We start from the raw sequence: 24,181 nt of genomic DNA on the forward strand, positions 1-24,181 counted from the left end.
GGGCAGGGGCTAACCCTTGCCAAAAATGTTTCCGCCGCGCACATCCGCATCATGTCCCCGATGAAACTCTGCAGCATGGTGATTTTGCAGGTGGCTATCCTGTCGGCTGGCGGATCGGGCGCGGCAGGGGCGTTATATGCCCCCTGCTGAAACCGACCTTGTCCGGCTGGTGACGCAGGGTGCCGACGCGCTGCGCGGCAACCGCCCGGCCGATGCGCGCCGCGCGCTGGAGGCGGTGACCCAGACGGGCCGCGGCAATGTCCAGGTCTGGCTGCTCCTCGCCACCGCGTGCCGCGCGCTTGACGATCGTGCAGCGGAGGAGGCCGCGCTCGACGCGGTCCTCGCGCTCGATGCAAAGGTCGTCCGCGCGCGCATCATGAAGGCCGATTGCCGCGTGCATGCGGGCGATGAAGGCACCGCGCTCGGCCTCTATACCAGCGCGCTGGCCCTCGCCTCGGGGCATCAGGTGCCCGATGACCTGGCAAGGGAACTCGCCCGCGTGGAGGCTGCCGTTGCTCACCTCAAGGCACAGCGCGAGACGCGGCGAGAGGGCTCGCTCATCGCTCAGGGGCTGCCCCCCGGCGACCGCAGCGAACGCTTCCAGCGCTCGCTCGACCTGCTCGCCGGACGCAAGCAGATCTTCGTCCAGGATCCGACCAGTTACTACTTCCCCGATCTGCCCGCGATTCCCTTCTTTGATCGGCAGGATTTCGCCTGGGCACCCGCCGTCGAAGCGGCCACCGGGGCGATCCGCGAAGAGCTCGCGGCAATCGTCGCCGATGGCGGCGGCGACTTTCGCCCGTATCTCCACGGCGATCCCAACCGGCCGCGCGTCGACGACAGTTCGCTGCTCGATAGCGCCGACTGGAGCGCGCTGTTCCTGTGCGAGAACGGGCGCGTGTTCGACGAAGCGGTCGCCCGCGCACCGCTCACCTGGGCCGCGCTGCAGGCCGCCCCACTGCCGTGGATCGCGCAGTCGCCCACCGTCATGTTCTCGCTGTTGCGTCCCGGCGCGCGGATCGCGCCGCATACCGGCACCCACAATGCGCGCCTGATCTGCCACCTGCCGATCGTCGTCCCGCCCGGCTGTGGCTTCCGCGTCGGCAGCGAACAGCGCGAATGGCGAGAGGGAGAGCTCCTGGTGTTCGACGATTCGATCGAGCACGAGGCATGGAACGACAGCGACCGCGACCGGGTGGTGTTGATCTTCGACATCTGGCGCCCCGATCTGTCCGACCGGGAACGGCGCGAAGTCGGCGCACTGTTCGAGGCGGCACTGCTCGATTAGCGCGATCTTTGCCGGCTGGCTGATTGCGCTGATGGTCTGGCTCCTCCCCGCCGCGGGCTCGGCACGCTTCCTGGTGATCGTCACGCTCGCCTGGATCGTCGGCATCGGCGGCTCCGCCGCCTTCGCCCACGTCATCGCCGGATCGGTAGAGGTCATATACGCCGTCATCGCGTCGATTACCTCGCGGGATACCTGCTGCCCGTGCTGGCGGGGAATATCGTCGGCGGCGTCGTGCTCGTCTCGATGCTCAACCACGCGCAGGTGAAGGCGGAGTTATAGCGGGAGTGGCTGGGATTGCCCGACTACTTTTATTAAGTTATAACCATCTTAAACAAAGAACTAGGTTTTTCTTTATCGTAGAATATAGGAACTATATTCCATCGATATTCGACCGACCTGAGGGTCGGGGTCGTCTGGGGATGAAATGAACAAATCTGAGTTGATCGAAAGGGTCGCTGAGGCGGCAGGACTGTCTAAGTCCGATGCATCCCATGCAGTCGATGCAGTGATGGGATCGATTTCTGCGGAGCTAGGACGGGGCGGCAATGTGCGGTTGGTTGGTTTCGGCACCTTCACAACGTCTTCACGTAAAGCCCGGCATTCGCGAGATCCCCGAACTGGCGAAATCGTTTCCTTTCAAGCGTCAGTCAGCCCCTCCGTCAAGGCAGGGAAGCAACTTAAGGCAACCAACACTTCGCTCAAAATCACGAAAATCGGCAATTCCGCCGGGGTCATCCTGCCCAAGGAGGTGCTCGCGCATCTCGGCGCTTCGGCGGGGCAGGAGCTGTCGCTCGTCGTCACGCCGCGCGGGATCGAGCTGTCGTCGAGCGATCCCGATTTCGAAGAGCAGATGAAGGCCGCCCGCACGGTCATGACCCGGCGCAATCGCGCGCTTAGGGAATTGGCGAAGTAGGCGTCGGCGATGGCGCATCGCTGGACCTGGGTGCTCGATGCCGTCGCGCTCGCCGCGCATGCCGAACAGCTGACCGAACATGGCGGGGCCGACGGGGTCAGGGACGAAGACGGCCTGGCCAGCGCGATGGCGCGCCCGCGCAACCTTGCCGGCTATGGCGATCCCGATGCCGCCGCGCTCGCCGCGGCTTATGCCTTCGGCATCGCGCGCAACCATCCCTTCGTCGACGGCAACAAGCGGACCGCGGCGGTCGTCGCCGAAACCTTCCTCGCGCTCAATGGCCACCGGCTGAAGGCGAGCGATGCCGAACTCGTTGTGACGTTCGTCGCCCTCGCCGCGGGAGAACTGACCGAAGACGAGCTCGCGCACTGGCTGCGGACACACATCGCGGCCGACTGATCGGGCGGTCAGGGCAGCGCCGCCAGAAAACCCTTTCCTACAATTTACCCGATATGCATTATCCTGTCCGATGAAGCACCAGCGCCTCGATCCGGCCGCCCGCAGCCGCGCCAGCGACGCCTCGTCCGCCGCGTCCGACGCAACCGCCGCGCGTTTCATTCCGGCGATCGTCGTTCCCGATTTCACCCCCGTGCCGCTGCGCGCCCGCGCCGACGGCTGGACGCCCGCCCGCCAGCGCGGCTTCATCGCTGCCCTGGCGCGCTGCGGCTGCGTCGATGCCGCCGCGCGGCATGTCGGCATGGCGCGCGAAACCGCCTATCGCCTGCGCCGGCGCCGCGGCGTGCAATCGTTCGTCGCCGCGTGGGACGCGATCATGGCAGAGGCGCGCCGCCGCAACTACCGCTCCGACCGCAGCTTCGATACGCTGTGGCTCTCCGCGCTCCACGGTCGCTACACGCCGATCACCCGCAACGGGGTAGAGGTCGCGGTGATGCATTCGCCCGACAACGCCGCGCTGCTCAGCCTCTACGATCGCGCGATGCGCGGCCGCCGCGTCGGCGGCGCCGCGCTGGCGCGCTCCGATGCGCGCCCCGATGTTCGCCCCGGCACCCGCCGACCCTATCCGCACGCCAAAGGTCACGGCGAACGGAAACCGCCGCGAACGTGAACCTGTGATCTTCCGGCACACACCCCGCTTGCTGGCAGCCGCGATCGGCGGCACAATGACGCGCATGACCAGCCCCCTCCGCTTCGCCCTCCCGCTCGCCGCGCTCATCGCGCTGTCCGCCTGCCAGCCGTCTGGCAACGAAGGCGCCAGCGGCGACGTCACCCAGGTGCAGGGCGCCGATGACAAGCAACCCTTCAACGGCATCGCATCGACCGAGACACTCCACGTCACCGGTACCGAGCCGTTCTGGGGCGGCACCGTCACCGGCGACACCGTCACCTACACAACTCCCGAAAACCAGGCGGGAGAGGCGATTCCCGTCCACCGCTTCGCCGGCCGCGGCGGCGTCTCGTTCACGGGCCTCTACAACGGCGCCGATTTCGCGCTGATGGTCACCCCGGGCACCTGCAGCGACGGCATGTCCGACCGGACCTACCCCTTCACCGTCACGCTCAAGCTCGCCGAAGACGTCCGCAGAGGCTGCGGCTGGGGCGACGCACATCCCGTCACCGATCCCAACGCCGCCGAGGCCGCCGTGACCGGATCCAACGCCGCCGCCCCCAACGCTGTCGACCCCAACGCGCCGTGACCGCGATTAGGAGATTTCGTTACAAAGGCGTAACGTCTCGCTTCCAATCTTTCGGGGGAGCACAATCATGATCGGTCGTCACAGCTATCTGCAAGCCGCACTTGTCGTTTTCGGGGTAATCTTCTGCCTCGTCTATCCGCTCGCGATCATCTGGCCGTCGGGCTGGGCGTGGCACGACGGCGCGCCCGCCGCCTCGCAATATTTCATGATGATCGTCGGCGTTTACGCGACGCTCGGCGTGTTCCTCGTGATGGCCGCCAAGGATCCGCTCGGCAACGCCTCGCTGATCTGGTTCACCGTCTGGTCGAGCGTCGTCCACGCCGTCATCATGGCCGCGCAGGCGCTCGCCAACCCGGCGCACAGCGGTCACCTGATCGGCGACGTGCCCGCATTGCTGTTCGTCGCGGTCATGCTCGGTTTGCTGCTGCGCCGCGCGCAGGCCCGCACGGCATCCCTCTGACGCCGCGCGGACCGCGCTGCTCGTGTCGCATTAGGCGTCGGCGGTGGCCTTGATCTTGGCCATCAGCTGCTTCGCCGCCTTCTCCGAGCTGGCGGGGTTCTGGCCGGTGATCAGGTTGCCGTCCTCGACGACGAACTCGCTCCAGTCGGCGCCCTTCTGATAGTCGCTGCCATGCTGCTTGAGCATGTCCTCGACCAGGAACGGGACAACGTCGGTCAGCCCGGCCGCGTCTTCCTCGCCGTTGGTAAAGCCCGTCACCGTGCGGCCCTTGACCAGCGCTTCGCCGTTCGCCGCCTTGGTGTGGCGGAATATCGCCGGGGCGTGGCACACCGCCGCGAGCGGCTTGTCCGCCGCCAGCGTCGTCTCGATCAGCGCGATCGAGGTCTTGTCTTCGGCCAGGTCCCACAGCGGTCCGTGCCCGCCGGGATAGAACACCGCGTCGTAATCGGCCGCGTCGATCTCGCTCAGCTTGTGCGTGTTCGCCAGCGCCTTCTGGCTCTCGGCATCGGCCTTGAACCGCTTGGTCGCTTCGGTCTGCGCGTCGGCCTCGTCGCTCGTTGGGTCGATCGGCGGCTGTCCGCCCTTGGGGCTGGCCAGCGTGATCGTCGCGCCGGCGTCCTTGAACACGTAATAGGGTGCGGCGAATTCCTCGAGCCAGAAGCCCGTCTTCTTGCCGGTGTCGCCCAGCTGGTCGTGCGAGGTGAGGATCATCAGGATGTTCATGGGCGGTGTCCTTGGTCTGAGGGTTGGAAGGTCTGGCAAGGCGGCGGTGAACGCTACCACGCCTCTGTCCAACCAAGCGCGCAGACCGCCGCGAAGTTCCTTGCCGGTGAAGCCACGAACTTGTGAAACCGGCGCATTTCCGGAACAAAACCCTGTCTTCGCCCGTTAATCTGGCAGGGGAACAAGACGAACTTTCTCGAAAGGAGAAACGCCTCCATGGCATTTGATAATGACACCAACACTCTCGAACGCAACACGACGGCTGGCACCGCCAGCGACACGAAATTCGCCAGCGACCCGGAAAATGATCTGATTGAGCGCGACGAAACTCGCGAACTCATTTCCTCGGAAAAGGTCGATGGCACCGCGGTCTACAGCCGCGACGGCGAAAAGCTGGGGTCGATCCACCACTTCATGGTCGGCAAGCGCAGCGGACGCGTCAGCTACGCGGTGATGAGCTTCGGCGGCCTGTTCGGCATGGGCGAAGATTACTATCCGCTACCGTGGGATTCGCTGACCTACGATACCGACCGTAATGGCTATGTCGTCGGCATCACCAAGGACATGCTCGATAGGGACAAACAACCGTCCTATGCCCGCAACAGCGAGCCCGAGTGGAACGACGATTTCGATACGCGCATCCGGACATTCTATGTCCGCACCGCGTAACCGATGATTGACGACGCGGCTCCCAGCGTTGGAGACCGGCAATCAAGGGTGGCCTCGCGCCACCCTTTTTGTTGCGGTCGTGGGAGGCGCTGGTGCTGTCTCAGCCGTTCTTCATATTGTCGAGGCCCTTGACCACGCCGCCCTTCAAAGACGGCTGCGACGCGTTGGTCTTTTTCTTCTCCGCCTTCGGCTTGCGGATTTCCTTGCTCGACTTCTTCTGGCTTTTGGCCATGGCTCGTTCCCATCGGGGCGGCATGCCCCGCCAACATCCTACACGCGCTCGACGAGCCCAGCCCTATGGAATCGTCTGGGGTGTTGTTATCGTTTCTTGACGAATTCGGCGCGCAGCACGAGCCCCTTGATCCCTTCGTAACGACAATCGATTTCCTGCGCATCGCCGGTCAGCCGGATCGACTTGATCAGCGTGCCGCGCTTGAGCGTCTGCCCCGCGCCCTTGACCGTCAGGTCCTTGATCAGCGTTACCGCATCACCGTCGGTCAGCACGTTGCCAACCGCGTCGCGCACTTCGACCGTATTGTTTTCGGCCTCGGTCAATTGCGCTGCCTCGGATGCCGGCAGCCATTCTCCCGAAGTCTCGTCATAGACATAGTCTTCGTCGCTCATCGTGCGTCTCCGAACATTGCGTTGAGATAGGTCGCCAACCGCACGCCGCCCTGGATCAGGCGTTGCTTGAGGATGGCGTCATGGGCGAAAGCGTAATCGTAGCTGACCTTCGTGCCGTCGGGATAAAGTGTCAGGCGGATGGCCGCGCTTTCGGCGACCCAGGTCAGCGGGTTGGGGTCCATCCAGGCCTTGGCCTGCTTGATGTCGGTGCTGCGCATCAGCCAGCGCGCCATCTCAGTATAGCTCAGCTGTTGCCGGTCGATCAGCCCCGAATCCCAGATGCTGTGGAGATTGCTCGGCTGGCCGAAGAAGTCGAGCTTGACGTCGTTGCCGCCGCGATCGGTGCCGTCGCCGACATGCATCGGCTGGTGGAGATCGCCGACGACATGGATGATGAAGCGCAGCGCCAGCGCGCGCTGGGCCTTGGGCAATCGGGTGTCGAGAACCTGTGCGCGGAAGCGGGCGAGCGCAGTGACCGCATCGCCCTCCGGCGGAGGACCGACCTCGGCATAGGTCTTGCCCTCGGGAACGGTGACGTAGTGCAGCGCGCTGGCCTCTTCCTTCCAGAACTTTTCGGGGCTGGCCTTCATGAAATCGGGCCAGTTCGCCGCCTCGGCGAGATCCTCGTTCTCAAGAATGCCGGCGACGCCAGCGCGCGCCTCGGTGGTTAACAGGGATTGCGCAATTTCACCGACCACGCGGTGACCGGTCAGGCCCCAGGCAGAGGCGGTTTGCGGCAAGATGAGCGCGGCGGCAGCGAGCGCGGCGACGGCGGCGCGCAGTGCGCGGCGGAGGGGCTGGGTGGTCATCGAGCCGACCTACTGGGCGGAAAGCGCAAAGTCGAATTGAACCGACATCAACGCGTCGATTCGAGCAGATAGCGGGCGATAGCGTCGTAGCGTGATCCGCCGTGGCCCATCCGGCTTTCGTACAGCACCAGCGAATCGACGGTAAATGCGGGACCCGACAGGCCGCCATGGTGCTCGCGGAAATGATCGACCGGACCCGACGAGCGGTTGAGCCGGGCCAGCGTGATGTGGGGTACGAAGGAACGATGCTCGGGAGCGATGCCGACCCGCTGGCAGGCCTGTTCGACCTTGTGATGGAGTTGCGTCAACTGCATCGCGGGTTCGAGTCCGGCCCACAGCGTATGGACCATGCCTTTCCGGTCGAAGCTGCCCGTGCCGCTGATCCTCGCTTCGAACGCCGCGAAGTGGATCTGGCCGAGCGCGGCGGCAACGTCTTCGGCGCAATGGCGGTCGACCTCGCCGATGAACTTCATCGTGCAGTGCAATTGCTCGTCGTCCTGCCAGCGGGCACCCGAAACGCCTTCCATGATGCCAAGCAGGAAGCGGCGAACGGGGGCGGGGGGCCGGATGGCGACGAACAGGCGGTGCATGGCAGTCTCACTATAGGCATGCTACGATGCAGCAACAGCGCAAAAGCGCGACGGATTGGTGTTCCGGTTTTGCTTGAAATCGCGGCGTCTTATCCCGATATTACAGACACTGGCGGATCGATCCGCCGCAAAGGAGAATATTTCATCATGGACAACCGTACCGATCCACGCACGACCGGCTTCGGCTATGCGGGTGGGCTCGAAGCAGGACGCCGCGATGTGGCGTTCGACGCCGGGCTGCGTTCGTACATGCTGTCGGTCTACAACTACATGGCTTCGGGCGTGCTGCTGACCGGCATCGTCGCGATGCTGTTCGCCAATTCGCAGGTCGGCATCGACATACTGGTCAACGGCGGCGCGCTGCGCTGGGTCATCATGCTGGCGCCGCTGGCGTTCGTCCTGGTGCTGAGCTTTGGCATCAACAAGCTTTCGACCGGTGCCGCACAGGCGCTGTTCTGGGGCTTCGCGACGGTCATGGGCCTGTCGATGGCGTCGATCTTCCTCGTCTATACCGGCGCTTCGATCGCCCAGACGTTCTTCGCCACCGCTGCCGCCTTCGCCGGTCTCAGCCTGTTCGGCTATACGACCAAGAAGGACCTGTCGGGCTGGGGCACCTTCCTGATCATGGGCGTCGTCGGCCTGATCGTCGCGATGCTGCTCAACGCATTCGTGTTCAAATCGGGCGCGATGGAGCTTGCTATCTCGGCGATCGGTGTGCTGATCTTCGCCGGCCTCACCGCCTACGACACGCAGAAGATCAAGAGCATGTACGCCTATGTCGCGGGCACCGACATGATGGGCAAGACGGTCATCATGGGGGCGCTCAACCTCTATCTCGACTTCGTCAACATGTTCATGTTCCTGCTGCGCTTCATGGGCAACCGCAGCTAAGCGAACGAACATAATGAACCGAACATCGGCCCGGCGGAGCGATCTGCCGGGCCTTTTTCTTAGCCCTTGCGCTGCATTTCCTCGATCTCGGCGGTGTCGATCGCCTTGGCCGCGCGATAGGCGTCGCGCGCGCGCATCCGTCCGGCATAGGCGGTGAAGGCGTCGCGTTCGGGCAGCGTGCCGAACTGCAGCCCCCAGTCGACCTGGCTGCCGACATAGACGTCGGCCATCGTGAAACGGTCGCCGCAAACGTAGTCGCGATCGGCCAGATGTGCCTCGAGCGTGTCGATGACGCGGTCGAGATTGCCATAGCCCGCCATCCGCTCCTGATCGGCGGTCGGGATGATGCCGAGATTCTTGTCGGTAATCGCCTGTTCGAGCGGGCCGGCGGTGAAGAACAGCCAGCGATAATAATCGGCGCGCTCGTCGGGCTTCGGCGCCAGCCCGGCATCGGGGAATGCCTCGGCGAGATAGGCGCAGATCGCGGCGCATTCGGTCACCGTGCGACCTTGATGGACGATCGCGGGCACCTTTCCCATCGGGTTGATCGCGAGATAATCGGCGCCCTTCATCGTCGAGCCGTAATCGAGGATGATCGCCGAATATTCGGCCCCCGCCTCGTGCAGCGCCCAGCGCGCGATCTGCCCGCGCGACATCGGATTGGTGTAGAAAGTGATATTGGACATCGGGGCGTTCCTTTCGGGGAGCTGTGATGCGGGGCGTGACCTTGCGCGTGACTTTCACGCGGTGACAAAAAAAGCGTGACCGTAGCCGCGAGCTTCACGCCGCTGCGGCGAAAGCGTGACCTTAATCGAGCAAGCGATCGAGCCGGCGCAGCAGCGCCAGCCCCACCATGCCGTCGGGACGATAACGATAGCCGACTCGCTTGCCATGATAGCGCACTTCCTCGGGGTCGCCGACCAAAGCTTTCTCGATCGTCGTCACGGGTCGTCGCGTCACGGGCAACGGGGGCGCATCGTGCGCCATCGCGGCATCCCACGCGCGGGCAAATTGAGGACAGCGGCGGCGCAGGCGATAGGCGCCCTCCCGGCTCATCCCCGCGACATGCGCCGCGTGGGCGACATTGCCCCAGGCGCGCAGCACGTTGAGGAAGACCTTGCGCCGCTCATTCGTCCAACCGTTGCGGCGGGGACGGCGGCGACGCGAATCGGGTGTTGGCTGGGTCATGTCCACACAGGAACATAAAAAGAACATGTAGGAAAGGGCGATCGGTCAGATACGGAAGCCCAAGAGCATTCGATCTTAAGTCTGCTTTGTGCCCAAACCCGGTCATCACAGAGGCTGTTCCAAATCCCCGAAAGCGGATCGTCAGCTTTTCGCGACGGTGACCAAACCACAATGTCTGGTATTGGGTGGAAAACTGACAATCAATCCCGATGAACTTCGACCCGCTCGCAGAGCTTCCTGACAATCAAGCTTGCTCCGAGCACGCCGACAATGACGCCGAACGCTAGAAACGGCAGGCCATCGAAATCCGCGTGAAAGATAGGTTGGGCGACAACAGCTACACCAAGCATCAAACAGGCAAAGTTGATACCCGTTCGAACGAGCGCCTATGGTCAATCAGGGTCATGCGGGTGATTGTGCTCCAAAAACCGAATGTCCGCAATTGGGTCGTTAGCCGACCGACTGGTCTTAGCGCTCTCGTCTCCCCGAGCCACCGGCCGCAATTGGCTCGTTTGCTGACGGCCGCCTTCCTTTGCTCGCCTGCCCTATCAGACTGGCCGAAATCGACCTGGGGAGCTGCTATGCTTTACCCGCCGGAGCTATTCGCCCAACGGCATGACTTGCTTTCAATGGGCCACTGGCGTTTGTTCGGTTCTGTCAGCACTACGCGTGCCGTCCGAAGCCGGCGTCGCGGCAACTGAACCATGCATTATCCCTGGAAGCGAGATCGAAATGACCAATTCACCGTTCTATCCGATCGGCACGCCCGGCAAAGCCTGGGGCGAGGCCGAGCTTGGCCAATGGCAGGCAAGCCAGTCCCGGCAGCGCCGTTACAAGGACGATGTGGTGCCCCGCATCATGGCCCTGGCGGACCGTTTCGAAATCCTCTCTTACGGTCAAATCGACTATGCTGGCGAGGCTTACAGCCTCTTTGCCCTGCGCAATGGCGCACCCGATCCGAGCCTGCCGACGGCTCTGGTGACGGGCGGCGTCCATGGATACGAAACGAGCGGCGTGATGGGGGCGCTGCAGTTCCTCGAGACCCGCGCCGACGACTATGTCGGCAAGGTCAACCTGCTGGTCGCCCCCTGCGTCAGCCCATGGGCATATGAGCGGATCAACCGCTGGAACCGTGATGCCATCGATCCCAACCGCAACTTTACCCCGGATAGCAAGGCACGCGAGTGCACTGCATTGATCGAATTGGTGGCCGCGCAAGGCGGATCGTTCCTGCTGCATATCGATCTGCACGAAACGACCGACAGCGATGAAAGCGAGTTTCGCCCCGCTCTGGCCGCGCGTGACGGCGAAGATTTTGTCCCGGGCGCGATCCCCGATGGCTTCTATCTCGTCGACGATAGTGAAAATCGGCAACCTGCCTTCCAGCAGGCCATCATTTCAGCGGTTGAACAGGTTACGCACATCGCACCGCCGGACGATGCCGGAATGATCATCGGCTCGCCCGTCGTGGCGCACGGAGTGATCGAATATCCCCAGGCCAGATATGCCATGTGCGCCTCTGTGACCGGCGCGCGGTTCACAACGACCACCGAAGTCTATCCCGACAGCCCGCGCGCCACGTCGGCGATATGCAACCATGCCCAAGTGGCCGCCGTGTACGCAGCCCTGGATTTCGCGATCGCGCATAGGTGAGGCAAGGCCGCCGATCATTCTTCAGCAGAGTCGCTCAGCCTGTTGCGGGCCGATAGCCAACTTCAATCAATGCCAGTCAGGTGGTCGATCCCACTCGATTGCCGCTCGGGGCATGAGCCGACTATCCACGATCGGACGGCCCAATCCGTCTCTTTCAATTGCCATCAGCAGGAGCGGGGACCGGCGGCGGCGACGCAGCCGGCGGGCGGGCGTCGGGAGCGGGGCGGACGCGCAGGCCGTTGCGATCGATGCGGACGCCCACGCCGCCGATATCGCCTTCGACGCCGATGCCCTGGTCGGGATCGATCGTGATCTCGGGGGGGAGTATCCCCTCGGGCAGCGTGATGTCGGGAGTTGGCATAGGTTCGGGCTTCGGCTTGGGCCGCGGCGCAGCGCCGGGCAGCGCGCCGGCCATGAAATTGCGCCAGATCCGTGCGGGTGCGCCGCCGCCGCTGGCGCTGCCGAGCGGGCGATTGTCGTCATGGCCGATCCACACGCCGACGACGAGATCGCCGGCATAACCCACGAACAATGCGTCGCGGCTGTCCTGGCTGGTGCCGGTCTTGCCATAGGCAGGGACCGACAGGCGCGCGGCGCTGCCGGTGCCGGTGTTGACCGCCGCGCGCAGCAGGTCGCGCAATTGTTCGACGGTGCGGCTGCCGAGTGCGGTGCGGCCGTCGAACAGCGATCCGAGAAAGCCCTTCTCGGAGCGCTTGAGTGCGTGCGGTTCGACCGGGGCTTCGCCCGCCGCGACCGCGGCATAGGCGGCGGTCAGTTCGATCAGCGTCAGGTCGGCGCTGCCCAGTGCGACGCTCGCGTTGGTTGGTAGCTTGTGCGTGATACCGAGCTCGTCGGCGGCGCGCTGGATCGCTTCGTGGCCGAGGCGATTGTAGAGGCGCACCGCGACGACGTTGCTCGAATGCGCGAACGCCTGGCGCAGCGTGATCTCGCCGCGATAGCGCCCGCCCGCATTGCTCGGTCGATAGCTGCCGCTGTCGATCGGGGTGTCGCTGACCAGCGTGTCGGGGGTCAGGCCCGAGCGCAGGGCAGCGAGATAGACGACCAGCTTGAAGGTCGAACCCGGCTGGCGTTCGGCCTGCGTTGCGCGATTGAACGGCGAGGCATCGTAATCGCGCCCGCCGACCATGGCGACCACCTCTCCGTTCTTGCGCATCGCCACCAGCGCGACCTGGGCGCCGCGCGGGGCACCGCTGCGCGCGACCTGCTCGGCAAGCCGCTGGAGCTTCCGGTCGAGCGTCGTGACGACCTTTTCGCCGGCATAGCCGCTGCCGCGCTCGGTACGCGCCTCGGTCATCGCCCAGTCGGCGAAATAGCTGCCACGCGCGAGGCTGGGCGGCGGGCGATGATCGACGCTCGCCAGCGGGACCGCCTTGGCCGCCGCCGGCGTCAGGTAACCGGCGTCGACCATCGCTGCGAGAACGACGCGCTCGCGGGCCTGAGCACCCTCGATGTTGTTGGTCGGCGCATAGCGCGACGGCGCCTTCATCAGCCCCGCGAGCATCGCCGCCTGGGTCAGCGTGAGGCGCTCGGGCTGGCGATAGAAATAGTGCATCGAGGCGGCGCGCAGGCCGTAGGTGTTGTCGCCGAAATAGGCGTTCGAGAGATAGCGTTCGAGGATCTGGTCCTTGGTCAGCCATGCCTCGAGCCACAAAGCGATCGGCAGTTCCTGAAGCTTGCGCCCGATCGTCCGCTGGTTTTCGAGATAGGTGATCTTGGCGAGCTGCTGGGTGATCGTGCTGCCGCCTTGGAGCCCGGCATCGCCCCGGATGTTGCTCCACAGCGCGCGCCCGATGCCGAGCGGGTCGATGCCCCAATGATCGTAGAAGCGGCGATCCTCGATGGCGAGGAACGCGTGCGCGACGTGCGGCGGCAAGTCGGCGATCCTGACCGCGCGGTCGGTGATCGCGCCGGCGCGGACGAACGGCGTGCCGTCCGCGCTGGCGAGCGTCAGTTGCGGCGGGACGATCGGCTGTGCGGTGCGCGACACCGGCGCGAAGATCGCCAGCCATGCCAGCAGCACGAGCAACGCGGCGAGGATCGCGAGCGCGGCGCGCTTGAGCCAGAGCGGGCGGCGCCACCATGGTGTCGTGGGTTTGGTCGGCGTATCGGGGCCGGGGATATCGGCAGGGTCGAGCCATGGCGCGAACGTGCCGTCGCCTGCGCCGGCGGCAGCGATGGCATAAGGCGTATCGGGCTCGGGTGGGCGGGTGCCGCCATAGCCGTCGGGCAGCGCAAATGGGTCTTCGTCGGCCATCGGGCTGTATTAGCGGGGCATGACACAAAGTGCGAGCCTCAATTGTCGGTGGAACGGGTGACGGCGTGCGCCGTTGAGGATGTGACGCCCTGATCCCTTGCGACGACGAAGGAAATTCCCGTGACCATCACCACGCGCAACCCTGCCACCGGAGAGACGCTCGAAACTTATGAGACGCTCGATGAGGCGGGGATCGACCGCGCGCTCGACCACGCCGCAGCAGCGTATCGCGACTGGCGATCGACCTCATATGCGACGCGCATGACGCTGCTCGGCAAGATCGCCGATGCATTTGCGAGCAACCGCGAGAAGCTCGCGCGGCAGACTTCGCTCGAAATGGGCAAGACCTATGCGAGTGCGCTGGCCGAAGCCGATAAGTGCGTCGCCGCGTTTCGTTATTACGCGACGCGCGGGGCGGAATTCCTGGGCGATACCAGGATCGACCTCGGCGGCGGCAAGTCGGCGACCGCGCGCTGGATGCCGCATGGACCGGTGCTTGCGGTGATGCCGTGGAATTTCCCGCTATGGCAGGTCGTGCGCTTCCTCGCGCCGACGATCATGGCGGGCAATGTCGCCTTGCTCAAACATGCCAGCATCAGCATGGGAACCGCGCGACTGATGGAAGAGGCCGTCCGCGAGGCGGGCGCGCCTGAAGGGCTGTTCCAGGCGCTGATGATCGGATCGAAGCCAGTCGAGGCGATCATCGCCGACGATCGCGTCGTCGCGGTGACGCTGACCGGGAGCGAGGGCGCAGGGCAAGCGGTCGCACAGGCGGCGGGCAAGGCGCTCAAGAAGGTCGTGCTCGAACTCGGCGGGTCGGACCCGTTCATCGTCATGCCGTCGGCCGATCTCGACGTCGCGGTCGAGATGGCAGTCAAGGCGCGCATCCAGAACACCGGGCAAAGCTGTATCTGCGGCAAGCGGATGATCGTTCACCGCGATATCTACGCTGATTTCCGCGAGCGCTTCTGCGACGCGATGAAGGCGGTGACATGGGGCGATCCGTTTGACGAGAAAACCGACATGGGCCCGCTGTCGAGCGTCGAGCAACGCGATACCGTGCTCGACCAGCTCGCGAAGCTCAAGGCCAAGGGGGCGAAATTATTGTTCGGCGGCGAAGCGGTCGGCGAGCGTGGCGCGTTCATGAATGCAGGCGTGCTCGTCGATGTGCCGGTCGACGATCCCATCGCGCACGAAGAGCTGTTCGGCCCGGTCGCCATGCTGTTCGAAGCGAGCGACGCCGAAGACGCGCTGCGGATCGCCAACAGCGTGCCGTTCGGGCTCGGCTCGGCAGTGTTCACCAACGACGCCGACGAGCAGGCGCTGTTTGCCGACCGGATCGAGGCGGGGATGGTCGCGATTAATCAGATGCTCGCCTCGGCGCCCGAAGCCCCGTTCGGCGGGATCAAGCGATCGGGTCATGGTCGTGAGCTCGGCCCGTGGGGCCTGCACGAATTCATGAATTTGAAGACGATTATGCGCTCCGCCTAGCCGTTCAGGGTACGGCCAGGCGGAGGTGGCGCCTATTCGGTCGTGCTGGTCTGTTTTGCCGAAGGCTTTTTGGGCTTTTTTGCCGCAGCCTTCTTGCGCTTGGGCGGTGCGGGCGAGATTTCGAAGGTCGGCTGGCCGTCCTTCATGCGAACATGGACCTCGCCGCCATTGACCAGCTTGCCGAACAACAATTCCTCGGCGAGCGGCTGCTTGATCTTTTCTTGGATCAGCCGGCCCATCGGGCGCGCGCCGTAGAGCTTGTCATAGCCCTTGGCGGTCAGCCATTCGCGGGCATCGTCGTCGAGCTTGATGTGGACATCGCGATCGGCGAGCTGGAGCTCGAGCTGGAGGATGAACTTGTCGACCACGCGGGCGACGACTTCGGGCGGCAGATAGCCGAACGGTACGATCGCATCGAGCCGGTTGCGGAATTCGGGGGTGAACATCTTCTTCACCGCCTCTTCCTGGACGTCGTCGCGCGACATGTCGCCGAAACCGATGCTTTCGCGCGCCATGTCGCTGGCGCCGGCATTGGTCGTCATGATCAGGATGACATTGCGGAAATCGACGGTCTTGCCGTGGTGATCGGTCAGCTTGCCGTTGTCCATCACCTGCAACAGAATGTTGAACAGGTCGGGATGCGCCTTTTCGATCTCGTCGAGCAGCAGGACCGAATGTGGCTGCTGGTCGACCGCGTCGGTCAGCAGGCCGCCCTGATCGTAACCGACATAGCCCGGAGGCGCGCCAATCAGCCGGCTGACCGAATGGCGTTCCATATATTCGGACATGTCGAAGCGCTGCAGCGGGATGCCGAGCACCGCCGACAGCTGGCGTGCGACCTCGGTCTTGCCGACGCCGGTCGGGCCGGTGAACAGATAGTTGCCGATCGGCTTGTCGGGATCACGCAGGCCTGCACGGCTGAGCTTGATCGCCGAGGCAAGCCGGTCGATCGCCGCATCCTGGCCGAATACGACGCGCTTCAAGTCGGTCTCGAGATGCTGGAGCACCGACTTGTCGTCGGACGACACCGTCTTGGGCGGGATGCGCGCCATCGTCGAGATGACCATCTCGATTTCCTTCGGCGTGATCGTCTTGCGCCGCTTCGACGGGGCGACGAGCATCTGCATCGCGCCGACCTCGTCGATCACGTCGATCGCCTTGTCGGGCAATTTGCGGTCGTTGATGTAGCGTGCGCTAAGCTCGACCGCCGCCTTGATCGCGTCGGGCGTGTACTTGACCGAATGATGGCCCTCGAATGCGCTGCGCAGACCGGTCAGAATCTTGATCGTGTCGTCGATCGTCGGTTCGTTGATGTCGATCTTCTGGAAGCGGCGCAGCAGCGCGCGGTCCTTTTCGAAATGGTTGCGGAATTCCTTGTAGGTGGTCGAACCGATGCAGCGGATGACGCCACCCGAAAGCGCGGGCTTGAGCAGGTTCGAAGCATCCATCGCGCCGCCCGAGGTCGCGCCTGCGCCGATCACGGTGTGGATCTCATCGATGAACAGGATCGCGTGCGGCATTTTTTCAAGCTCGGTCACGACCGCCTTGAGACGCTCCTCGAAATCGCCGCGATAGCGCGTGCCCGCCAGCAGCGCACCCATGTCGAGCGAATAGATCACCGCTTCGGTGAGGACTTCGGGAACTGCGCCCTCGATGATCTTGCGTGCCAGGCCTTCCGCGATCGCGGTCTTGCCGACACCGGGATCGCCGACATAGAGCGGGTTGTTCTTCGAACGGCGGCAGAGGATCTGGATCGTTCGATCGACCTCGGCCGAGCGCCCGATCAGCGGATCGACGCGGCCCTCCTTGGCCTTTTCGTTGAGGTTGACGGTGAACTGGTCGAGCGCCGATTCCTTCTTCGACTTGGTTTCGCTTTTGCTTTCCTTGCCCTCGTCGCTCTCGCTCGTCTCGGCTGCCGAGGGCGATCCGCCCTTGCCGACGCCGTGGCTGATGAAACTGACCGCGTCGAGCCGGCTCATGTCCTGCTGCTGGAGGAAATAGACGGCATAGCTCTCGCGTTCGGAAAACAGCGCGACGAGGACGTTGCCGCCGGTCACTTCGTCCTTGCCCGATGACTGAACGTGGAGGATCGCGCGCTGGATGACGCGCTGGAATCCCGTCGTCGGCGAGGGATCGGGTTCGCCTTCGATCTTGAGCGATTCAAGCTCGGTATCGAGATAATGTTCGACCGTGTCCTTGAGCTCGCCGAGCGCGACGCCGCACGCGCGCATCACTTCGGAAGCATGCTCGTCGCCGGTCAGCGCGAGCAGCAGATGCTCGAGCGTGGCATATTCGTGATGGCGATCGGACGCGTTTTTCAGCGCCTGATGCAGGGTTTTTTCAAGGCTTTCGGCGAAAATGGCCATCAATCACTCCGGTCGGGCGATGGGATCGCAAACGCTGCTCGGGATGTGCAACGGCATGTCCCGCCCGCTGTTAACAATTTGGGGAAGCGCCGCGAAACATGCAAGGGCGCTCGGTCCATCGCTCAGGACTTTCGGAACAGCGCGTCGGCGCTTGCCATGTGATCGCGCGCGAACGACAGCTTGGCTTCGGCCCTGACGATTTCCTGTTTGAGCGCGGCGATGCGCGCGTCGAGTTCGGCCACCGAGAGCAGGTCGAGATCCTCGCGGAGCAGCGCGTCGAGGGCGTCGGCGCGGCGGCGCGGCAGGTCTTCGTCGATATTCATCGTTGGGGAGTGTTGACCGCGTGCGGCTTGCTGTCAATATCGCCGCCCATCCCGCCAAGAGGTATCGCCATGACCAGCACAGCCGAAACGATGACCGTTATCGCGATCCGCGAGGCAGGTGATCCCGATGTCCTGGTGCCCGAAACGCTGCCGGTGCCAACGCCGGGCGCGGGCGAGGTGCTGGTTCGCGTCGCCGCTTCGGGGGTCAATCGCCCTGATGTGCTGCAACGCCGCGGCATGTATCCGCCGCCAGCCGGAGCGTCGCCGATCCCGGGGCTCGAAATCGCCGGAGAGGTCGTCGCGCTCGGCGAAGGGGTCGATGCGTCGATGGCGGGTGCGCGCGTCTGCGGCCTTGTCGCGGGCGGCGGCTATGCCGAATATTGCCTCGTCCCGGCGGCGCAGTGCCTGGTGGTTCCCGACGGCCTGTCGATGATCGAGGCCGCGGCGCTGCCCGAAACGTTGTTCACCGTCTGGTCGAACCTGTTCCAGCGCGGCGGGGCCAAGGCGGGCGACACCGTCCTTGTCCACGGCGGCACCAGTGGCATCGGCACGATGGCAATCGCCCTGTGTAACGCGATGGACATCGCGATCATCGTGACGTGCGGCAGCGCGGAAAAATGCGCGGCGGCGCTTGAGGCGGGGGCCGATCACGCGATCAACTACAAGACCGAGGATTTTGTCGAGGCGGTGACCGAGGCGACCGAGGGGCAGGGTGTTGCCGTCGTGCTCGACATGATCGGCGGCGATTATGTGCCACGCAACCTTGCCTGTCTTGCCGAGGACGGACGGCATGTGTCGATCGCATTCCAGCGCGGGATGACCGCCGAGATCGGCATCGTCGACATCATGCGCCGCCGCCTGACGCTGACCGGATCGACGCTGCGCCCGCGCGGTGCGGACTTCAAGGCGGCGCTGGCGAGCGACATCCGTGAGCATGTCTGGCCGCTCGTCGCGGCGGGCAAGGTGCGCCCGGTGATCGATCGCAGCTTCCCGCTTTCCAAAGCGAACGCGGCGCACAGCCGGATGGAGGCGGGCGACCATGTCGGCAAGATCGTTCTGGTGATCTAGACGCGCCCCGTTCGGTCGCTGCGGTCGCATGCGTACCCCTTGCCGAAATGCGCGGCTCGGGCTAAAGGAGCGCCATGTTTACGGCCGCTCCGTCTGGGGCGGCCCTTTATTTATGGAGATGCCGTCATGGCACAGGATAAACCCACCCCGTTGATGCCGCACGCGACCGCCAGCTGGCTGGTCGACCACACTTCGCTGACCTTCGAACAGGTCGCCGAATTCTGCGGCATCCACATCCTCGAAGTCCAGGCGATCGCCGACGAGACCGCCGGCACCAAATATACCGGACGCGATCCGGTTCACGCGCACGAGCTGACCAACGAGGAAATCGAAAAGGGTCAGGCCGATCCCGAGTACAGCCTCGTCATGTCGAAGGGTCCCGATCAGGTCCGCCGGACCAAGGGTCCGCGCTATACGCCGGTGTCGAAGCGCCAGGACAAGCCCGACGGCATTGCCTGGCTGATCAAGAACCATCCCGAGATTTCGGACGGCGCGATCGGCAAGCTGATCGGCACGACGCGCAACACGATCAACGCGATCCGCGATCGCGAACATTGGAACATCGCCAACATCGTCCCCAAGGACCCCGTCACGCTCGGCCTGTGCACGCAGCGCGAGCTCGACGCGATCGTCGCCAAGGCGGCGAAGAAGGCGGGCATCGAGAACCAGTCGGATACGCGTTTCGACGGCGACAAGGCTGCCTTGCTTGATGAGTTGCGCGCCGAGCGCACCGCCAACAAGCTGGCCGCCGAACGGGCGCTGGCTGCCGAAGAGGCCGCTGCCAACGGCGAAGTCCCGGCCGAGCTCGACGTTCTCCAGGACGCGCTGCGCAAGCAGAACGAGGAAGAGGCGCGCCGTGCGCCTTCACTTCCCGTCGGCGTCGAGGATCCGTTCAAGAAGGACTGAGCGTGACGGCCTAGGCGGCTTCGCTCGCCCGGCTGCGCATGTCCTGTCCGAGCATCTCGCCGACGAGAAAGGCGAGCTCGAGGCTCTGCGCCGCGTTGAGTCGCGGATCGCAATGCGTGTGATAGCGGTCGGATAGACCGTCGGCAGTGATCGCTACCGCGCCACCGGTGCATTCGGTCACGTCGAGCCCGGTCATTTCGACATGGACCCCGCCGGGGAAGCTGCCCTCTGCGCGGTGAATCGCGAAATAGTCCTTCACTTCGGTCAGGATGCGGTCGAACGGGCGCGTCTTCAATCCGCTCGCGGTGCGCACGACATTGGCGTGCATCGGATCGCTGCACCAGGTGACTTCATGCCCCTCGCGCGCGACCGCGGCGATCAGCGGCGGCAGGTGACGGCCGATCAGGTCGCTGCCCATCCGCGTGATCAGCGTGATCCGGCCCGCCTCGCGCTTCGGATTGAGCGTGTCGAGCAGCGCGACAAGCGTATCGGGAGCGAGCGACGGACCGCATTTGATCCCGATCGGATTGGCGATGCCGCGCAGGAACTCGATATGCGCCGAGCCTTCGAAGCGCGTCCGGTCGCCGACCCAGAGAAAGTGCGCCGATGTGCCGAAATATTCGCCCGTCGCCGGATCAGCGCGCGCCATCGCCTGCTCATAGGGCAACAGCAGGGCTTCGTGGCCGGTGAAGAACCGCACGGTTTGCAAGCTCGGCTGGGTCCGCGGATCGATGCCGCACGCTTCCATGAAATCGAGCGCGTCGCCGATCCGGTCGGCGAGCGCGCGATAGCGGTCGGCCCACGGGCTCTGGTTCATGAAGGCGTGCGTCCAGCTCTGCACTTCGCGCAGATTGGCGTAGCCGCCCGAGCTCATCGCGCGCAGATGGTTGAGCGTCGCGGCCGATTGCGAATGCGCGCGCAGCATCCGCGCCGGATCGGCGTGCCGGGCCTCCGCGGTAAAGGCGATGTCATTGATGCTGTCGCCGCGCCAGGCGGGAAGCGTCACGTCGCCGTGCGTTTCGCTGGGGGCGGACCGCGGCTTGGCGAACTGTCCCGCCATTCGCCCCATCTTCACGATCGGCAGCTTCGACGCATAGGTCAGCACTGCCGCCATCTGGAGGATGACGCGAAAGGTGTCGCGGATCGCATCGGGGTGGAAATTGACGAAGGTTTCGGCGCAATCGCCCGCCTGGAGCAGGAAGGCACGGCCCGCGCCCGCCTCGCCGAGCGAGCGTTTGAGCTCGCGCGCCTCGCCGGCGAAGACGAGCGGTGGCTGCGTCGACAGCTGTTGCGTGACCGCGGCAAGCGCCGCCTTGTCGTCGTAATCGGGCAATTGCCGCGCTTCGCATGCCTGCCAGCTATCGGGGGTCCATCGTCGGGTCATGCGCCTGATAATAGGGACGGGCGCGCGCTAGCGCCAGCCTCACTCGGTTTCGAACAGCCCGGCGAGCTGTTCGACCATCGCGCCGCCGAGCTGTTCGGCATCCATGATCGTGACCGCGCGGCGGTAATAGCGCGTGACGTCGTGGCCGATGCCGATCGCGATCAGCTCGACCGGCGACTTCTTTTCGATCCACTCGATGACGTTGCGCAAATGCTGGTCGAGATAGGCGCCGTTGTTGACGCTGAGCGTCGAATCGTCGACCGGCGCGCCGTCTGAAATGACCATCAATATGCGGCGATCCTCGGGCCGGTGGATCAACCGGTCGTGCGCCCAGGCGAGCGCCTCGCCGTCGATGTTTTCCTTGAGCAGGCCTTCGCGCATCATCAGGCCGAGCGAGGTCTTGGCGCGGCGCCACGGCTCGTCGGCGCGCTTGTAGATGATATGGCGCAGGTCGTTGAGGCGGCCGGGATGTGGCGGGCGATCGGCAGCGAGCCAGCTTTCGCGGCTCTGCCCGCCCTTCCAGGTGCGCGTCGTGAAGCCCAATATCTCGGTCTTGACGCCGCAGCGTTCGAGCGTGCGCGCCATGATGTCGGCGCTGATCGCGGCAATCGCTATGGGGCGCCCGCGCATCGAGCCCGAATTGTCGATCAGCAGCGTCACGACGGTATCGCGAAACTCGGTGTCGCGCTCGATCTTGTAGCTGAGCGACTGGCCGGGCGACACGATAACGCGGGCAAGGCGCGCGGCGTCGAGCAGGCCTTCCTCCTGGTCGAAATCCCAGGCGCGCGATTGCTGCGCCATCAGGCGGCGCTGGAGCCGGTTGGCGAGCCGCGTTACCGCGCCCGACAGGTTGGTCAGCTGCTGGTCGAGATAGGTGCGCAGCCGTTCGAGCTCGTCGGCGTCGCACAGGTCGCGCGCCTCGACGACCTCGTCATAGGCGTCGGTCCAGATGCGATAGTCGAAATCGGGCACGTCGCCGGTCGGGCGGTTGGGGCGCACGGGCAGCATCGCATCGTCGCCCGATTCGCCGATATCGCCGTCATCGTCGTCGCCAAGCTCCTGGCTCGACTGGTCCTCGCCTTCGTCGGACTGGTCGCCGTCCATTTCGGGGCGCTGCTCGGACGCGCCCTGGCCTTCGTCCTCGCTGGCGTCTTCGTCGCCGGCGTCGGGCTGTTCGTCGTCGGTATCGTCATTGTCCTCGTCGCCCGCCTCGTCGGCGTCCTCGTCGCCGAGCGTCAGGTCGAGCTGGCGCAGCGCGGCGCGGGCGAATTCGGCGAAATGCGCCTGATCGTCGAGCGCGAGGCCGAGCGTGTCGAGCGCGGGACCGGCGCCCTTTTCGATCCGGTCGGCGACCATCAGCACGCCCTCGAGCGCGGCGGGCGGGATCGGTTCGCCGGTCAGCCGGGTGCGCAGCATCAGCTCGAGCGCGGTCGACAACGGGACATTTTCTCGGCTCGTGGCGCGGGCGATCGGATCGGTGCGGATGCGCGCGTCGAGCGCCCTGGCCAGGTTGCCGCGCATCCCGGTATAGCGACGTGCACCGAGCGCCTCGACCCGCGCGCGTTCCATCGCGTCGAAACACGCCGCCGAAACGGGGTCGGTGGGGCGGTGGGCGCTGTGGACGGCGGCATCGTGGTGACGCAGGCGCAGCGCCATCGCATCGACCTGGCCGCGCGCCTCGGCGACCTGGTCGGCGGGCAGGTCGCGCGCGGGCATCGGCACCTTGAGGTGCAGCCCCGATTGCGACGGCGCATCGGAACTATAGGCCAGATCGATCTCGCCTTGATGGGCGATCGCGCGCGCGGCGCCGGTCAGCGCAGATTTGAGATCGTCGAGAGGCGTGCGTTCGGTCACGGCGTGAGCGCGGTCACTTCGTGCGGCCAACGACGCTTTCGGGCAGGTCCTCGCCGAACACGCGCTGGTAATATTCGGCGACGAGCATGCGTTCGGCCTCGTCGCACTTGTTGAGGAAGCTCAACCGGAAAGCGAAGCCGACGCTGCCGAAGATCGTCGCGTTCTGCGCCCAGCTCATCACCGTGCGCGGGCTCATCACGGTCGAGATGTCGCCCGCCATGAAACCGGCGCGGGTCAGCTCGGCGACCTTGATCATGTCCTCGACGGTCTTGCGCCCGTCCTCGGAATCATACTGGCCCGACTTGGCGAGGACGATCTTCGCCTCGGTCTCGGCGGGCAGGTAATTGAGCGTCACGACGATGTTCCAGCGGTCCATCTGGCCCTGGTTGATCTGCTGCGTGCCGTGATACAGCCCGCTGGTGTCACCGAGGCCGACGGTATTGGCGGTGGCGAACAGGCGGAAATAGGGGTTGGGGCGGATCACGCGGTTCTGGTCGAGCAGCGTCAGCTTGCCCTCGACTTCGAGCACGCGCTGGATGACGAACATCACGTCGGGGCGACCCGCGTCATATTCGTCGAACACCAAGGCGGTGGGATGCTGCAGCGCCCAGGGGAGCAGGCCTTCGCGGAACTCGGTGATCTGCTGGCCATCGCGCACGACGATCGCATCGCGGCCGACCAGGTCGATGCGGCTGATGTGCGAATCGAGGTTGATGCGGATGCACGGCCAGTTGAGGCGCGCGGCGACCTGTTCGATGTGCGTCGACTTGCCGGTGCCGTGATAGCCCGAGACCATGACGCGGCGATTATAGGCAAAGCCCGCCGCGATCGCGAGCGTGGTGTCGGGGTCGAAGACATAGGCGGGGTCGAAATCGGGGACGCGCTCGTCGGCCTCGCTGAACGCGGGCACTTCCATGTCGCTGTCGATGCCGAACAGGTCGCGGACCTTCACCATCTTGTCGGGCGCATCCATCACCGTGCCTTCGCGGCTGTCGGGCTGGACGTTGGGCAGGTCGGTCATGGCAGCGTCTTTCGAAAGCGGGTGCGAGGG

General features: G+C 64.9%; 26 protein-coding genes and 1 pseudogene. 14 read left to right on the forward strand and 13 right to left on the reverse strand.

What is annotated here, in order from left to right; all coding sequences use genetic code 11:
• The first annotated feature begins 136 nt into the window (after positions 1 to 136).
• The 8 genes and pseudogenes from FSZ31_RS03000 to FSZ31_RS03030 all read left to right on the forward strand — a co-directional run bounded on the left by FSZ31_RS03000 (position 137) and on the right by FSZ31_RS03030 (position 4,316).
• Entirely contained in the window at positions 137 to 1,288 is a 1,152-nt protein-coding gene (locus FSZ31_RS03000; protein ID WP_147121552.1) for an aspartyl/asparaginyl beta-hydroxylase domain-containing protein, read from the forward strand.
• A gap of 31 nt (positions 1,289 to 1,319) precedes the next feature.
• On the forward strand, positions 1,320 to 1,553 hold the full coding sequence (locus FSZ31_RS03005) for a hypothetical protein (protein WP_147121553.1): 234 nt from the start codon (positions 1,320 to 1,322) through the stop codon (positions 1,551 to 1,553).
• Positions 1,554 to 1,712: 159 nt separating this feature from the next.
• A pseudogene (locus tag FSZ31_RS12960) lies at positions 1,713 to 1,970 on the forward strand (HU family DNA-binding protein); the annotation flags it as partial.
• A 21-nt stretch (positions 1,971 to 1,991) separates the two neighbouring features.
• A complete protein-coding gene (locus tag FSZ31_RS12965) occupies positions 1,992 to 2,201 on the forward strand; it encodes an AbrB/MazE/SpoVT family DNA-binding domain-containing protein (protein WP_236643700.1) in 210 nt (69 codons plus the stop codon).
• A gap of 9 nt (positions 2,202 to 2,210) precedes the next feature.
• A complete protein-coding gene (locus tag FSZ31_RS03015) occupies positions 2,211 to 2,600 on the forward strand; it encodes a type II toxin-antitoxin system death-on-curing family toxin (RefSeq protein ID WP_147121555.1) in 390 nt (129 codons plus the stop codon).
• A gap of 70 nt (positions 2,601 to 2,670) precedes the next feature.
• A complete protein-coding gene (locus FSZ31_RS03020; protein ID WP_147121556.1) occupies positions 2,671 to 3,267 on the forward strand; it encodes a hypothetical protein in 597 nt (198 codons plus the stop codon).
• Positions 3,268 to 3,331: 64 nt separating this feature from the next.
• Positions 3,332 to 3,856, forward strand: a complete 525-nt coding sequence (locus tag FSZ31_RS03025) for a COG3650 family protein (protein WP_201739110.1) — start codon at positions 3,332 to 3,334, stop codon at positions 3,854 to 3,856.
• A gap of 67 nt (positions 3,857 to 3,923) precedes the next feature.
• Positions 3,924 to 4,316, forward strand: a complete 393-nt coding sequence (locus FSZ31_RS03030) for a DUF6632 domain-containing protein (RefSeq protein ID WP_147121557.1) — start codon at positions 3,924 to 3,926, stop codon at positions 4,314 to 4,316.
• Between the two features lie 30 nt (positions 4,317 to 4,346).
• Here FSZ31_RS03030 and FSZ31_RS03035 read toward each other — a convergent pair whose 3' ends face one another.
• Entirely contained in the window at positions 4,347 to 5,039 is a 693-nt protein-coding gene (locus FSZ31_RS03035; protein ID WP_147121558.1) for a type 1 glutamine amidotransferase domain-containing protein, read from the reverse strand.
• Between the two features lie 216 nt (positions 5,040 to 5,255).
• Here FSZ31_RS03035 and FSZ31_RS03040 point away from each other — a divergent pair, with 216 nt between their 5' ends.
• Positions 5,256 to 5,708, forward strand: a complete 453-nt coding sequence (locus FSZ31_RS03040) for a PRC-barrel domain-containing protein (RefSeq protein WP_147121559.1) — start codon at positions 5,256 to 5,258, stop codon at positions 5,706 to 5,708.
• Positions 5,709 to 5,808: 100 nt separating this feature from the next.
• On the opposite strand, the gene FSZ31_RS13020 is transcribed toward FSZ31_RS03040, so the two are convergent.
• From FSZ31_RS13020 to thpR, 4 genes are all read right to left on the reverse strand, one after another.
• Positions 5,809 to 5,940 carry a hypothetical protein gene (locus FSZ31_RS13020; RefSeq protein ID WP_268934248.1) on the reverse strand — a complete coding sequence of 44 codons (132 nt, stop codon included), beginning with the start codon at positions 5,938 to 5,940 and terminating at the stop codon, positions 5,809 to 5,811.
• Between the two features lie 86 nt (positions 5,941 to 6,026).
• Positions 6,027 to 6,332 (reverse strand): alkylphosphonate utilization protein, encoded by a 306-nt coding sequence (locus FSZ31_RS03045; protein ID WP_147121560.1) that lies wholly within the window; start codon positions 6,330 to 6,332, stop codon positions 6,027 to 6,029.
• Positions 6,329 to 7,141, reverse strand: coding sequence for a S1/P1 nuclease (locus FSZ31_RS03050; RefSeq protein WP_147121561.1), 813 nt, complete (start codon positions 7,139 to 7,141; stop codon positions 6,329 to 6,331). Before FSZ31_RS03050 ends, FSZ31_RS03045 begins: the two co-directional genes overlap by 4 nt.
• 47 nt (positions 7,142 to 7,188) lie before the next feature.
• Positions 7,189 to 7,731: an RNA 2',3'-cyclic phosphodiesterase gene (gene thpR / locus FSZ31_RS03055; protein WP_147121562.1), complete on the reverse strand. Its 543-nt coding sequence runs from the start codon at positions 7,729 to 7,731 to the stop codon at positions 7,189 to 7,191.
• Positions 7,732 to 7,878: 147 nt separating this feature from the next.
• On the opposite strand from thpR, the gene FSZ31_RS03060 reads away from it, so the two are divergent.
• On the forward strand, positions 7,879 to 8,622 hold the full coding sequence (locus FSZ31_RS03060) for a Bax inhibitor-1/YccA family protein (RefSeq protein ID WP_147121563.1): 744 nt from the start codon (positions 7,879 to 7,881) through the stop codon (positions 8,620 to 8,622).
• 59 nt (positions 8,623 to 8,681) lie between these two features.
• Here the strand turns inward: FSZ31_RS03060 and FSZ31_RS03065 are convergent, their stop codons facing one another.
• Entirely contained in the window at positions 8,682 to 9,308 is a 627-nt protein-coding gene (locus tag FSZ31_RS03065) for a glutathione S-transferase family protein (RefSeq protein WP_147121564.1), read from the reverse strand.
• Between the two features lie 121 nt (positions 9,309 to 9,429).
• Positions 9,430 to 9,810 carry a hypothetical protein gene (locus FSZ31_RS03070; RefSeq protein ID WP_147121565.1) on the reverse strand — a complete coding sequence of 127 codons (381 nt, stop codon included), beginning with the start codon at positions 9,808 to 9,810 and terminating at the stop codon, positions 9,430 to 9,432.
• Between the two features lie 732 nt (positions 9,811 to 10,542).
• On the opposite strand from FSZ31_RS03070, the gene FSZ31_RS03075 reads away from it, so the two are divergent.
• Positions 10,543 to 11,463, forward strand: coding sequence for a M14 family metallopeptidase (locus FSZ31_RS03075; protein WP_147121566.1), 921 nt, complete (start codon positions 10,543 to 10,545; stop codon positions 11,461 to 11,463).
• Positions 11,464 to 11,617: 154 nt separating this feature from the next.
• Here FSZ31_RS03075 and FSZ31_RS03080 read toward each other — a convergent pair whose 3' ends face one another.
• Entirely contained in the window at positions 11,618 to 13,738 is a 2,121-nt protein-coding gene (locus FSZ31_RS03080; RefSeq protein WP_147121567.1) for a transglycosylase domain-containing protein, read from the reverse strand.
• A gap of 126 nt (positions 13,739 to 13,864) precedes the next feature.
• Here FSZ31_RS03080 and FSZ31_RS03085 point away from each other — a divergent pair, with 126 nt between their 5' ends.
• Entirely contained in the window at positions 13,865 to 15,229 is a 1,365-nt protein-coding gene (locus FSZ31_RS03085; protein ID WP_147122522.1) for an NAD-dependent succinate-semialdehyde dehydrogenase, read from the forward strand.
• Positions 15,230 to 15,261: 32 nt separating this feature from the next.
• Here FSZ31_RS03085 and clpA read toward each other — a convergent pair whose 3' ends face one another.
• Positions 15,262 to 17,595 (reverse strand): ATP-dependent Clp protease ATP-binding subunit ClpA, encoded by a 2,334-nt coding sequence (clpA, locus tag FSZ31_RS03090; protein ID WP_147121568.1) that lies wholly within the window; start codon positions 17,593 to 17,595, stop codon positions 15,262 to 15,264.
• A gap of 122 nt (positions 17,596 to 17,717) precedes the next feature.
• The gene (locus FSZ31_RS03095) at positions 17,718 to 17,918 is read right to left on the reverse strand and encodes a DUF1192 domain-containing protein (RefSeq protein ID WP_147121569.1); all 201 of its coding nucleotides are present in this window, start codon (positions 17,916 to 17,918) and stop codon (positions 17,718 to 17,720) included.
• Between the two features lie 69 nt (positions 17,919 to 17,987).
• Here FSZ31_RS03095 and FSZ31_RS03100 point away from each other — a divergent pair, with 69 nt between their 5' ends.
• Together FSZ31_RS03100 and FSZ31_RS03105 are read left to right on the forward strand one after the other, a co-directional pair.
• Positions 17,988 to 18,986, forward strand: coding sequence for an NAD(P)H-quinone oxidoreductase (locus tag FSZ31_RS03100; protein WP_147121570.1), 999 nt, complete (start codon positions 17,988 to 17,990; stop codon positions 18,984 to 18,986).
• 153 nt (positions 18,987 to 19,139) lie between these two features.
• Positions 19,140 to 19,892: a DUF1013 domain-containing protein gene (locus FSZ31_RS03105; protein WP_147122523.1), complete on the forward strand. Its 753-nt coding sequence runs from the start codon at positions 19,140 to 19,142 to the stop codon at positions 19,890 to 19,892.
• Between the two features lie 10 nt (positions 19,893 to 19,902).
• Here the strand turns inward: FSZ31_RS03105 and FSZ31_RS03110 are convergent, their stop codons facing one another.
• From FSZ31_RS03110 to cobS, 3 genes are read right to left on the reverse strand one after another with little or no spacing between them, the layout of a single operon-like run.
• Positions 19,903 to 21,276 carry a class II 3-deoxy-7-phosphoheptulonate synthase gene (locus FSZ31_RS03110; protein ID WP_147121571.1) on the reverse strand — a complete coding sequence of 458 codons (1,374 nt, stop codon included), beginning with the start codon at positions 21,274 to 21,276 and terminating at the stop codon, positions 19,903 to 19,905.
• 39 nt (positions 21,277 to 21,315) lie between these two features.
• Positions 21,316 to 23,130, reverse strand: coding sequence for a cobaltochelatase subunit CobT (gene cobT / locus FSZ31_RS03115; RefSeq protein ID WP_147121572.1), 1,815 nt, complete (start codon positions 23,128 to 23,130; stop codon positions 21,316 to 21,318).
• Between the two features lie 13 nt (positions 23,131 to 23,143).
• The gene (gene cobS, locus FSZ31_RS03120) at positions 23,144 to 24,151 is read right to left on the reverse strand and encodes a cobaltochelatase subunit CobS (RefSeq protein ID WP_147121573.1); all 1,008 of its coding nucleotides are present in this window, start codon (positions 24,149 to 24,151) and stop codon (positions 23,144 to 23,146) included.
• Positions 24,152 to 24,181 lie beyond the last annotated feature (30 nt).

Origin of the sequence: Flavisphingopyxis soli, from assembly GCF_007995095.1 — a bacterium.
Lineage (GTDB): Bacteria > Pseudomonadota > Alphaproteobacteria > Sphingomonadales > Sphingomonadaceae > Flavisphingopyxis > Flavisphingopyxis soli.

Bases quoted from the DNA above. Each gene is read 5' to 3' on its own strand.
- FSZ31_RS03075 (WP_147121566.1), top strand. From the start codon at position 10,543: ATGACCAATTCACCGTTCTATCCGATCGGCACGCCCGGCAAAGCCTGG.
- FSZ31_RS03100 (WP_147121570.1), top strand. From the start codon at position 17,988: ATGACCAGCACAGCCGAAACGATGACCGTTATCGCGATCCGCGAGGCA.
- FSZ31_RS03070 (WP_147121565.1), bottom strand. From the start codon at position 9,810: ATGACCCAGCCAACACCCGATTCGCGTCGCCGCCGTCCCCGCCGCAAC.
- FSZ31_RS03040 (WP_147121559.1), top strand. From the start codon at position 5,256: ATGGCATTTGATAATGACACCAACACTCTCGAACGCAACACGACGGCT.
- FSZ31_RS03105 (WP_147122523.1), top strand. From the start codon at position 19,140: ATGCCGCACGCGACCGCCAGCTGGCTGGTCGACCACACTTCGCTGACC.
- FSZ31_RS03030 (WP_147121557.1), top strand. From the start codon at position 3,924: ATGATCGGTCGTCACAGCTATCTGCAAGCCGCACTTGTCGTTTTCGGG.
- FSZ31_RS03060 (WP_147121563.1), top strand. From the start codon at position 7,879: ATGGACAACCGTACCGATCCACGCACGACCGGCTTCGGCTATGCGGGT.
- thpR (WP_147121562.1), bottom strand. From the start codon at position 7,731: ATGCACCGCCTGTTCGTCGCCATCCGGCCCCCCGCCCCCGTTCGCCGC.
- FSZ31_RS03020 (WP_147121556.1), top strand. From the start codon at position 2,671: ATGAAGCACCAGCGCCTCGATCCGGCCGCCCGCAGCCGCGCCAGCGAC.
- FSZ31_RS03035 (WP_147121558.1), bottom strand. From the start codon at position 5,039: ATGAACATCCTGATGATCCTCACCTCGCACGACCAGCTGGGCGACACC.
- FSZ31_RS03110 (WP_147121571.1), bottom strand. From the start codon at position 21,276: ATGACCCGACGATGGACCCCCGATAGCTGGCAGGCATGCGAAGCGCGG.
- FSZ31_RS03095 (WP_147121569.1), bottom strand. From the start codon at position 17,918: ATGAATATCGACGAAGACCTGCCGCGCCGCCGCGCCGACGCCCTCGAC.
- FSZ31_RS13020 (WP_268934248.1), bottom strand. From the start codon at position 5,940: ATGGCCAAAAGCCAGAAGAAGTCGAGCAAGGAAATCCGCAAGCCGAAG.
- cobS (WP_147121573.1), bottom strand. From the start codon at position 24,151: ATGACCGACCTGCCCAACGTCCAGCCCGACAGCCGCGAAGGCACGGTG.
- FSZ31_RS03065 (WP_147121564.1), bottom strand. From the start codon at position 9,308: ATGTCCAATATCACTTTCTACACCAATCCGATGTCGCGCGGGCAGATC.
- FSZ31_RS03045 (WP_147121560.1), bottom strand. From the start codon at position 6,332: ATGAGCGACGAAGACTATGTCTATGACGAGACTTCGGGAGAATGGCTG.
- FSZ31_RS03000 (WP_147121552.1), top strand. From the start codon at position 137: ATGCCCCCTGCTGAAACCGACCTTGTCCGGCTGGTGACGCAGGGTGCC.
- FSZ31_RS03015 (WP_147121555.1), top strand. From the start codon at position 2,211: ATGGCGCATCGCTGGACCTGGGTGCTCGATGCCGTCGCGCTCGCCGCG.
- clpA (WP_147121568.1), bottom strand. From the start codon at position 17,595: ATGGCCATTTTCGCCGAAAGCCTTGAAAAAACCCTGCATCAGGCGCTG.
- FSZ31_RS03005 (WP_147121553.1), top strand. From the start codon at position 1,320: ATGGTCTGGCTCCTCCCCGCCGCGGGCTCGGCACGCTTCCTGGTGATC.
- FSZ31_RS03050 (WP_147121561.1), bottom strand. From the start codon at position 7,141: ATGACCACCCAGCCCCTCCGCCGCGCACTGCGCGCCGCCGTCGCCGCG.
- FSZ31_RS03080 (WP_147121567.1), bottom strand. From the start codon at position 13,738: ATGGCCGACGAAGACCCATTTGCGCTGCCCGACGGCTATGGCGGCACC.
- FSZ31_RS03025 (WP_201739110.1), top strand. From the start codon at position 3,332: ATGACCAGCCCCCTCCGCTTCGCCCTCCCGCTCGCCGCGCTCATCGCG.